The following is a 9,688-nucleotide window of genomic DNA, read 5'->3' as shown; positions in this document are numbered from 1 at the left end:
GTCGGGGGCCGGGGGTGGCGGATACGCCGAGGCGAGCACGGGTGCCTCGCGTCGTACGGGCGAGGCCGCTGGTGTCGATGTGAGCGGGGGGCGCGGTGCCCAGCATGTTTCGGGGCCCATCGCTTCGGACTCACTCGGAGGCGCGAACCCACGCGGTGCTCGGAGTGCCGCCTTCTCGGACTCGGGCATGGGCGGTGGGGCAAGGCGCTCGGAGTCCTTGTCGTTCTCCAATTCGAGCGCGAGCGGTGGTGCTCGACGGCCGGACGCCGCGTCGTTCTCGGACTTGAGCGCGGGCGGTGGTGCTCGTCGTACAGAGTCTTTGTCGTTCGCGGACTCGAGCGCGGGCGGTGGTGCTCGACGGCCAGACGCCGCGTCGTTCTCGGACTTGAGCGCGAGCGCTGGTGCTCGTCGTACGGAATCGCTGTCGTTCTCGGATTCGAGCGCGCCGCCGGTTTCTCGCCGTGCGCAGAGCACGGCTTTCTCGGACTCGGCCGTGGTGACGACTCCGCGACGTACGGGGACGCAGGGCGCGTTGAGCGCGGGCGTGTCTCGAGGAGCGTCGGCCTCGCGGGGCGGGTTCGCTCCACCCCCGGGCCAGCGGCCCGAGCGGGTGAATCGCGCGCCCACTCCGCCGGACAAGCTTCGCCCGCTGCTGAAGGAGGCCTTCGGCTTCTCCGAGTTCCGCCCCTACCAAGAGGCCGTCTGTCGCGCGGCCACCGCGGGCGAGGACCTGCTGCTCGTCATGCCCACGGGCGCGGGCAAGTCGCTCTGCTATCAGCTCCCCGGGCTGGCTCGCGCCGGGACGACCATCGTCGTCAGCCCGCTCATCGCGCTGATGGAGGACCAGGTGTTGCGGCTCCAGTCGCTCGGCTTCGCGGCGGACCGCATCCACTCAGGACGCGACAGGGCCAACTCGCGGCAGGTGTGCTTCGACTACCTGGAGGGGAAGCTCGACTTCCTGTTCATCGCTCCAGAGCGACTCGGTGTGCCGGGCTTCGTGGAGTTGCTGGCGCGCCGCCCTCCCACGCTCATCGCCATCGACGAGGCGCACTGCATCTCCCAGTGGGGCCACGACTTCCGGCCCGACTACCGGTTGCTCGGCGCACGGCTCCCGCTGCTTCGCCCCGCGCCCGTGGTGGCACTCACCGCCACCGCCACGCCCGACGTGCAGCGAGACATCGTGCAGCAGCTCGGACTGCTGGGTGCGGGAGGCCGCGCGCGCACCTTCATCCACGGCTTCCGCCGCACCAACATCGCCATCGAGGTGCGTGAGCTGAACCCTGGTGCTCGTGGTGACGCCATCCACGGGTTGCTCCAGGACGAGGAGAACCGCCCCGCCATCGTCTACGCGGCCACGCGCAAGCACGCCGAACAGCTCGCGGAGACACTGGCGGGGGACTTCCCCTCGGCCGCGTACCACGCGGGGCTCCCCCCGGAGAACCGGGACAGGGTCCAGGCCGAGTTCCTCCGAGGCTCGCTGGAGGTCATCGTCGCCACCACGGCGTTCGGCATGGGCATCGACAAGGCGGATGTCCGCACCGTCATCCATGCCGCGTTGCCCGCGAGCCTGGAGGGGTACTACCAGGAGCTGGGGCGCGCGGGCCGTGATGGGAAGCCGTCTCGCGCGGTGCTGCTGCACTCGTACATCGACCGGCGCACGCACGAGTTCTTCCACAAGCGCGACTATCCCGAGGCCTACGTCCTGGAGCGACTGTTCCAGTCCACGGCGCTGGAGCCGGAGCCGAAGCAGGCACTCCAGGGCCGCGTGCGAGGAGACCCGGAGGTCTTCGACAAGGCGCTGGAGCAGTTGTGGATTCACGGCGGCGTGGTGATGACGCCCGACGAGACGGTGCGGCGTGGACGGCCCACCTGGTCGGCCGCGTATACGGCGCAGCGCGACCGCAAGCTGCTGCACCTGGAGCAGATGGGGCGCTATGCGGAGGCCCATGGCTGCCGCATGAAGCAACTGGTGGGGCACTTCGGTGACACCCAGGACTCCGGTGAGGCGTGCGGCCTGTGTGACGTGTGCGCGCCGGAGTCGTGCGCCACGCTGCGCTTCGCGGAGCCCTCGGCGTCGGAGCGACACTGGCTGGAGCGCATCCTGGAGTCGCTCCAGGAGCGGGATGGGCAGGCCACCGGACGCCTCCATCGGGAGTTGTTCGGTGATGCGCTGCCCCGACGTGACTTCGAGCGGCTTGTCGGAGGCCTCGTGCGCGCCGGGCTGGCGCGACTGGAGGTCGACTCGTTCGACAAGGACGGACAGGTCATCTCCTTCCAGCGACTCTCCCTGACGGACGAGGGACGGCGCACCCGCGCGGTGGACCCTCGGCACGTCGTCCTTCCGCTCGCGCTGGAGAAAGCGGCCAAGCGCAAGCGCGGGAAGACCCAGGCAGGCAGCGGGAAGGCGACGAAGCGCTCGACCCGGAGTGGCACGCGGAGCACCAGTGGCCGGGCGCGTGGCGCGGATGAAGAGGCCGGTGCGCGCCAGTGGCGTGCGTCTCCGCCAGCGGAGGACTACGACCAGCGCTCCTCGTGGAATGCCTCCCGGGGGGGCGCAGGCGAGCGGACCGACTCCGGTGCTTCTCCGGCAGGGCGGGTCGCGTCGTCCGCGAGCGAGGCTCCGTGGGGCGCGACTCGAAGCCGCCGCGTGGAGCTGGACGACTCCGCTCCCGAGGAGGTCGCTACGCGGGGCAGGGGGCGTCGGGGGGCGAGCGCGGTGGAGCAGGTGGAGGCGCCGCCTCCCGGGCTGGTGGATGCGCTGAAGGCGTGGCGGCTGGCGGAGGCGCGCAAGCGCAAGGTGCCCGCGTTCCGAATCCTCACGGACCGGGTGCTGGGAGCCATCGCCGCGGCGCGGCCGGAGAACGGCGCGGCGCTCATGGCCATCCACGGCGTGGGGCCCGCCCTGACCGAGCGCTACGGCTCCCAGATTCTCTCGCTCGTCGCTCGCAAGCGCTGACGACCTGGCGGGCTCTCGCGCGAGGCCCCGTGGCCTCTCGCGGGGCTGGCACGACACACGCCCAGGTCGGCCTTCGCTCCACGCAAGGGAGGACGTGCCGCGGGCTCACTCGCCCGCCTCCCTTCACGCGAGGGCGGCCGAGCAGACCCGCGGCTTCGCGCCATTGACGGGTAACGCGGAGCACTTCCTCGCCTTCACCCCGCCCTCGAAAGAGGGCTGCTTGCGTCCTCGAGGCCGCGCAACCGCCGCGCGCGGACACCCGTGACGGTGCGCCCATGGAAAACATCTTCTCTCGCTTCCTGCTCGGAGCAACCTGCCGGGCGCGAAGTCCTTTTCCCTGCCCGCGAGGGCACTGTGTCGCCCTCCGTCCCCGCGTCACCTTTCGGCCCAGCTACCGCGATGGCGAGCAACCGCAGCACGAGGGGGGAGCGGAAGATGGAACTCGGATTCGAGACGATCGGAAACGCCACACTCATCTGCCACGACAACGGACCCGTACTGGTCACCGACCCATGGACTCATGGCGCCGCATACTTCGGGAGCTGGACGCTGTCCCACGAGATTCCCGAGGAGATGCGTGAGACCATCCAGCGCTGTCAGTATGTCTGGCTGTCCCATGGACACCCGGACCACCTGAGCGCGGAGTCCCTGGAGAAGCTGCGCGAGCAGACCATCCTGGTGCCCAACCACTTCGGCGGGCGCATTCGCGACGACCTGCGCGAGCAGGGCTTCAATGTGCACGTGCTGGTGGACCGCGTGTGGACGCAGCTGTCCCCGCGCATCCGCGTCCTGTGCATCCCCGACATGAATCAGGACGCCGTGCTCCTGGTCGACGTGGACGGGCGGCTGCTCGTCAACCTCAACGACGCGGGAGACCGGGGCTGGGGCCGCTTCGTGCGAAGCATGGTGCGCCGGTATGACGAGTCGTACCTGCTGGCCCTGTCCGGTTACGGCGACGCGGACATGATCAACTACTTCACCGAGGACGGGCAGCGCATCATCCCCTACGCCGCGGCGAAGACGCCGGTGGGGCGCACCATCGCCCGGCAGGCGGAGTTCTATGGCGCGCGCTACTTCGTGCCCTTCAGCTCCATGCACAAGTACCAGCGCGCGGACTCCATCTGGGCCTCCGAGTACACGACGACGCTGGAGGACTACGGCCGCGGCTTCGAGTCGGAGTCATGCACGCTCTTGCCCGCCTTCGTCCGCTGCGACTTCGCCAAGGACGACAAGCAGCTCATCCGCCCCAAGGAGCGCGCGCTCCTGCCGGTGGACCCGAAGGAGTTCGGCGACGACTGGGGGGAGATGCTGGAGGCGGACGAGGCCCGGACGCTGCGCGAGTACTTCGGGGCCATCGAGCACCTGGGCTCGGTGCTCGACTTCCTCCGCTTCCGCGTGGGCGGCCAGGACCACGTCATCGAGTTCCACCACCGTCGCTTCCGTCGGGGCATCACCTTCGAGGCCCCGCGCAACTCGCTGATGACGGCCGTGCGCTACCGCGTCTTCGATGACCTGCTCATCGGCAACTTCATGAAGACGACGCTGCACGGCGACTTCGGCGAGGGACGGCTGTACCCGGACTTCAGCCCCTACGTGGCCAAGTACGCGGACAATGGCAAGGCCCGCACGCGCAACGAGCTGAAGACGTACTTCTCCGAATACCGCCGCAGGGACCCGGTGGGCTTCCTGCGCGGCCAAGTGGAGGCGCACTGCGTGAGGCCGCTCCAGACGCAGTCGGCGGAGCTGTTGCGCACGCTGCTGCCGTCGGACTCCACGGCGTTCCGCACCGCCAAGGAGACCTTCTGGAAGGTGCGGCGCGCGCTCCTGTGAGTCGGCGCGTCCGCTAGAGATACGGAGACAGGAGCCGGGCCAGCCCATCCCTCAACCGGATGGGCAGGGGCCGGGCATCCACCTGCTCCCGGGTGAGAGGACGCGAGCGTGACAGTCGCTCCTCCACCACCGCCTCCAGCCGCCCTGCCAGCTCCGCGTCGTAGCACTCCACGTTCAGCTCGAAGTTGAGCCGCAGCGAGCGCGGGTCCCAGTTCGCGGAGCCGATGAGCCCCCACTCGCCGTCCACCACCATCAGCTTGGTGTGGTCGAACGGGGGCTCGGTGAGGAACACCCGACACCCCGCCGCCAGCACCTGCCAGAGCTGCGCGGTGCTGGCCCATTGCACCACGGGCAGGTTGCCCTTCCTGGGCAGCACCACGTCCACGCGCACCCCGCGCAGCGCCGCCACGTTGAGCGCGGTGATGAGCGCCGCGTCCGGCAAGAAGTACGGCGTGACGATGCGCACCGACGTGCGCGCCGTGGACAGCGCCCCGAGCAACACCGTGCGCAGCTTCTCGAAGTCCTCGTCCGGCCCGTCCGGAATCCCCCGCGCCAGCACCGCGCCCGCCGGGGCCTGCTCGGGAAACCACACGTCCCCGCTCAGCTTCTCCCGCGTGGTGAAGACCCAGTCCTCGGCGAAGGTCTCTTGCAACTGCGCCACCACCGGGCCCTCCAGGTGGAAGTGCAAGTCGCGCGCGGCGCGCTCGCCCGGCCAGAACTGCTCGCGGATGTTCATCCCTCCCGTGAAGCCCACGCGCCCATCCACCACCAGCACCTTGCGGTGGTTGCGCAGGTTCATGAAGGGCAGCCGGTAGGGCATCAACGAGGGCAGGAAGCGCGCGGCCGTCACCCCCTCGCGCTTGAGCCGGCCCAGAATCGTGGGCCACGTGTAGCGCGCGCCCACCGCGTCCACCAACACCCGCGTCTCCACCCCGCGCCGCACCGCCGCGCCCAGCATCCCCGCGAAGTGCCGGCCCGCCACGTCGTTGTCGAAGATGTAGCTGCACAGGGAGATGGACGTGCGCGCGCCCTCAATCGCCTCCAGCATGGCCGGGTACGCATCCGTCCGGGACTCCAGCACCGTGACGCGATTGCCGGGCAACAGCGGCCGGTGCAGCACCGCGTCCCCCAGCCGCGCCAACGGCGCCAGGTGCGCGACCTCCGGCTTCACCCGCGACACGCCCTCCGCCACCACGGCCTCCACGCCGCGGATGGGCGGAAACAACCCGTGCTCACGCCGAGGCGACAGCGAGCGCGCGCGACGACGGATGCGGTTGATGCCCAACAACAGATAGAGCACCGCGCCCAGCACCGGCACCAGCCACACCAGGCCCACCCAGCCCACCGCCGCGCGCACGTCCCGCTTGCGCAGCACCACGTGCGTGCTGGCCAGTACACTCACCAGCACCGTCAGCACCGCCGCCACATGCGGCCACGCCGCTTCCAGCCAGGTGAGCACCGCGGACATGTCGAACGGGAGAGGAGACACGGACCGCTCCGGCTATACACGGGACGCCCGCCACGGCGCAGCGCGGTGCGGACTCCCTTCGCGGGGCCGCGCTGCGTTGGGCCCGCTTGACGCAGCCTGACGGCGGGTGCATCCTCGCTGACCCTTTCCGCTCTCGATGCGAGTGCGAGGCGACCTGTCCAGGTTTGATACGACCCCAGGGCAGCTGACTGATTCGCGGACAGCACTGTCCGATTCCTGAACAGTCCCCGTCGCGAGCGGAAAACCCAATCCCGACAGCAGGTTCCACGGCTGCGTGTCAGGTCCGTTTACGTTCGGGTTTCACGACCTGGAGTACGGATACTCCAGATTAAACCTTGAGAGCGGCTTTTGCCACTATGGGCCGTTCTTGGCCCGACAGTTGCTCAAGGCCGGGTCGCGTCGGGCCGCGGCTGGTGGAGGAACCAGGCGGACGGCGCATCCCCCGCAGTTGCTCGTTCCGAGGAAATACCGATGCTCAAGTTCCGCTCCATGGCGTTGCTGGCTGGTGTCGCTCTTCTGGGTACCGCGTGTGGTGGCCCCGAGGCCTCCGAGACGCAGGCGCCGAAGATGACGTGGGAGGAGTTCCGCGCGAGTGCCGTGCAGGATCCGGAAGGCAAGTGGATCTTCGACATGGACCAGTCCGTGGACAACGAGGAGGAGCTGCGCGCCTACTTCGACAACAACGTCACCCCGGACCAGGGCAAGAGCCACGAGGGTCTGGCCGTGTACAACGTCGGTGGTGGCGCGGCGAACGACCGCAAGTGGAGCGCCACGCAGAAGGGCAACCTGACCTACTGCATCAGCAACACCTTCGGCACGACCAACAAGGCGAAGCTGGTCACCGCGATGAACAGCGCGACGGCGGCCTGGGAGGCCACCGCCAGCGTGAACTTCATCCACAGCACCAGCTACGACGCCAGCTGCACGGCGTCGCAGGCGGGCGTGCTGTTCGACGTGCGTCCGGTGAACTCCGGTGGCCAGTACCTGGCGCGCGCGTTCTTCCCCGGCTCGGCTCGCTCGGGCCGCAACGTCCTCGTCGACAACACGGCCTTCGGCAGCATCGCGCCGTGGACGCTGGCGGGCATCCTGCGCCACGAGCTGGGCCACGTGCTCGGCTTCCGTCACGAGCACACCCGCCAGTCCACTCCCTGCTTCGAGGACAACAACTGGCGCGCGCTGACGGCGTATGACCGTTCGTCGGTCATGCACTACCCCCAGTGCAACGGCACGCAGACGGGCGACCTCATCCTGACCAGCCTGGACAAGACGGGCGCTCGCGCGCTGTACCCGTGATTTGACTTCGACTCACCCGGCCAAGGCTCCCCTCGTCACGTGAGTGGCGGTGGGGGCCGAGGCCCCAGGCCGGAAGGTTCCTTCTCCCGCGGAGGGGGGTGCCTTCCGGCCTTTCTGCGCGGTGTGTAGGACGGGGCTCAGTCCATGTTTCGCGCGCCGGCCGTGAGGGCCTCGCCGAAGTAGATGAGCGTCTTGGTGTTGTCCTCGCTGCTCTCGATGTCGAGGCACTCCAGCTCGCCGCTCTCGCTCTCGTCCGCGTAGATGCGTTCCGGCTTCTGGATGCGGTGGGTGATTTCGCCGCCCGGGCCGCCCACGATGATTTCGACGACGCCCTTGTCGCTGCCCTTCTCCTCGAGGCTGATTTCCACGAGCGGAAGCCCCTCGGCGAGCGGCTGGTCCCCCAGCTCCATGCCCTCCACCTCGATGCGAACCGGGTGCTCCTTCTCCATGGTGGAGAGCAGGGCCAGATAGTCCGCCCAGCCCTCCCGGGGAATCTCTCGCGTGTGGTCCGTGTGCGCCATGTGTGTGGCCCTCCGGTGTTGGCGTTCCCGGTAGACCGTAAGGCGCGTGCGGGCTGGATGAGAGACAGGCCCGCCTTCCTGCTCGCCACACGAGCCGCCGTCGGGCTCCCGGTGGCCCGCTGGCCCCGAACTCGCTACTCGGTGAGAGAGCGCACCGCGTCGCCTTCCAGCACCAGGCGCACGGTGGAGGCGGTGCCCTGTCGGCCGAAGTGCTCGTAGGCGGTCTGCTCCAGCAGCGGGCCCAGCGTGGTGCGCAGGCCGCGCGCGCCCGTCTCGCGCTTGAGCGCGCGCGCCACGATGTGCTCGCGCACGGAGGGCTCCACCAGCAGGCGCAGGCCCTCCTGCTCGAACTCGCGCTCGTAGGAGCGCAGCACGTGGTTCTGGAGGATGTCGCCCAGCGTGGCCGCGTCCAGCGGCGTGAAGGAGACCAGCCGGTTGAAGCGGCCGATGAGCTCCGGGATGAAGCCGTAGCGCGCGAAGGCCGTCGTCTGCTCCAACTGCTCCTGGGTGACGGCCACGGCGATGGACTCCTCGCGCGCATGTTGGGGCTCACGGCCGAAGCCCAGGTGTTCGGTGCGCGTCATGCCCTCCGCCGTGGCGCGCAGCCCGCTGAAGGCGCCGCAGGCGATGAACGTGAGACAGGACAGCTCCAGGGTGTCCGGCTGGAGCCGGCTGGTGAAGCCGAAGTCCGGGGGGAAGTCCGCGCTGGCGGCGGACAGCAGATGCAGGAGGCTGCGCTGCACGCCGAAGCCGCTGACGTCCTTGGTGGTCTGTTGTCCCGCGAAGCGGCTGTCGGAGCGACTGGTGGCGAGCTTGTCGAACTCGTCCATGCAGATGACGCCGCACGCGGCCCAGTCCGAGTCCTTGTCCGCGACTTCATACAGGCGCGACAGGAGTGTGTTGACGTCGTCGCCCACGTAGCCCGTCTCGGAGAACTGGGTGGCGTCCGCCAGCACCGTGGGCACGGCGAGGATTTCGCGGAACAACAGCTCCACGAGGAACGTCTTGCCGGAGCCGGTGGGCCCCAGGAACATGCAGTTCTCCCGCATGCCCGGCTCGGGCGCGAGCCCCTCCAGGTGCAGTCTGCGGATGCGGCGCAGGTGGCGGTAGGCCAGCACGGAGGCCGCGCGCCGCGCCTCCTCCTGTCCCCGGTAGCCCAGGTCCGTGAGTCGCGCGTCGATTTCGCGGGGGGACAGGACCTCGATGGCCGCGACCCGCTCGCGGACATCCTCACCGCGAGGGACGGGCCGTGACTCCAGGCCATGGCGGGCGACAGTCATTCCAGGCGGCTCCAAGGGAGGGGGGACCGGAAGGCTTCCGGCCCGGGCCGCATCATCCTGGCGGCCCGCTGCGTCCACAAGCAGGCCGACGACCTCGTGTCTCACGCGCGTGCGACACCGGCCTGTGGAGCGACTCACGGAGGGCCCCCTCGCGGGACGGGCGAGCGGGCACGGACGACTGCGCGCGCCGGGACAGGCTGCATAGCGTCCGGGGATGAGCCTTTCGACGCCAGTCACCACCCCCCTCGCGCTCGTGACGGAGCGCCGCAAGCTGCGCGAGTGGCGCTTGCTGTTCACCCGCCTTCCCACCCCCGTCGCT

Annotated in this window: 6 protein-coding genes; 3 read left to right on the top strand and 3 right to left on the bottom strand. The window is 69.6% G+C overall.

Annotation, left to right across the window (positions count from 1 at the left end):
* The first annotated feature begins 493 nt into the window (after positions 1-493).
* Together FJV41_RS45265 and FJV41_RS45260 are read left to right on the top strand one after the other, a co-directional pair.
* A complete protein-coding gene (locus FJV41_RS45265; protein ID WP_438616786.1) occupies positions 494-2,956 on the top strand; it encodes a RecQ family ATP-dependent DNA helicase in 2,463 nt (820 codons plus the stop codon).
* A 435-nt stretch (positions 2,957-3,391) separates the two neighbouring features.
* Positions 3,392-4,786 (top strand): MBL fold metallo-hydrolase, encoded by a 1,395-nt coding sequence (locus tag FJV41_RS45260; RefSeq protein ID WP_141648849.1) that lies wholly within the window; start codon positions 3,392-3,394, stop codon positions 4,784-4,786.
* 13 nt (positions 4,787-4,799) lie between these two features.
* Here the strand turns inward: FJV41_RS45260 and cls are convergent, their stop codons facing one another.
* Entirely contained in the window at positions 4,800-6,254 is a 1,455-nt protein-coding gene (gene cls / locus FJV41_RS45255; protein WP_141648850.1) for a cardiolipin synthase, read from the bottom strand.
* 492 nt (positions 6,255-6,746) lie between these two features.
* On the opposite strand from cls, the gene FJV41_RS45250 reads away from it, so the two are divergent.
* Positions 6,747-7,568 (top strand): matrixin family metalloprotease, encoded by an 822-nt coding sequence (locus tag FJV41_RS45250; protein WP_174456934.1) that lies wholly within the window; start codon positions 6,747-6,749, stop codon positions 7,566-7,568.
* 137 nt (positions 7,569-7,705) lie between these two features.
* On the opposite strand, the gene FJV41_RS45245 is transcribed toward FJV41_RS45250, so the two are convergent.
* Entirely contained in the window at positions 7,706-8,089 is a 384-nt protein-coding gene (locus tag FJV41_RS45245; protein ID WP_141648847.1) for a DUF5335 family protein, read from the bottom strand.
* Positions 8,090-8,223: 134 nt separating this feature from the next.
* Positions 8,224-9,369, bottom strand: a complete 1,146-nt coding sequence (locus FJV41_RS45240; RefSeq protein WP_141648846.1) for an AAA family ATPase — start codon at positions 9,367-9,369, stop codon at positions 8,224-8,226.
* Positions 9,370-9,688 lie beyond the last annotated feature (319 nt).

The sequence above is a fragment of the Myxococcus llanfairpwllgwyngyllgogerychwyrndrobwllllantysiliogogogochensis genome (genome assembly GCF_006636215.1).
Lineage (GTDB): Bacteria > Myxococcota > Myxococcia > Myxococcales > Myxococcaceae > Myxococcus > Myxococcus llanfairpwllgwyngyllgogerychwyrndrobwllllantysiliogogogochensis.
The sequence above is the reverse complement of the archived record's forward strand: the minus strand, read 5'-3'. Positions and strand labels throughout refer to the sequence as shown.

Bases quoted from the DNA above. Each gene is read 5' to 3' on its own strand.
- FJV41_RS45260 (WP_141648849.1), top strand. From the start codon at position 3,392: ATGGAACTCGGATTCGAGACGATCGGAAACGCCACACTCATCTGCCAC.
- cls (WP_141648850.1), bottom strand. From the start codon at position 6,254: ATGTCCGCGGTGCTCACCTGGCTGGAAGCGGCGTGGCCGCATGTGGCG.
- FJV41_RS45250 (WP_174456934.1), top strand. From the start codon at position 6,747: ATGCTCAAGTTCCGCTCCATGGCGTTGCTGGCTGGTGTCGCTCTTCTG.
- FJV41_RS45245 (WP_141648847.1), bottom strand. From the start codon at position 8,089: ATGGCGCACACGGACCACACGCGAGAGATTCCCCGGGAGGGCTGGGCG.
- FJV41_RS45240 (WP_141648846.1), bottom strand. From the start codon at position 9,369: ATGACTGTCGCCCGCCATGGCCTGGAGTCACGGCCCGTCCCTCGCGGT.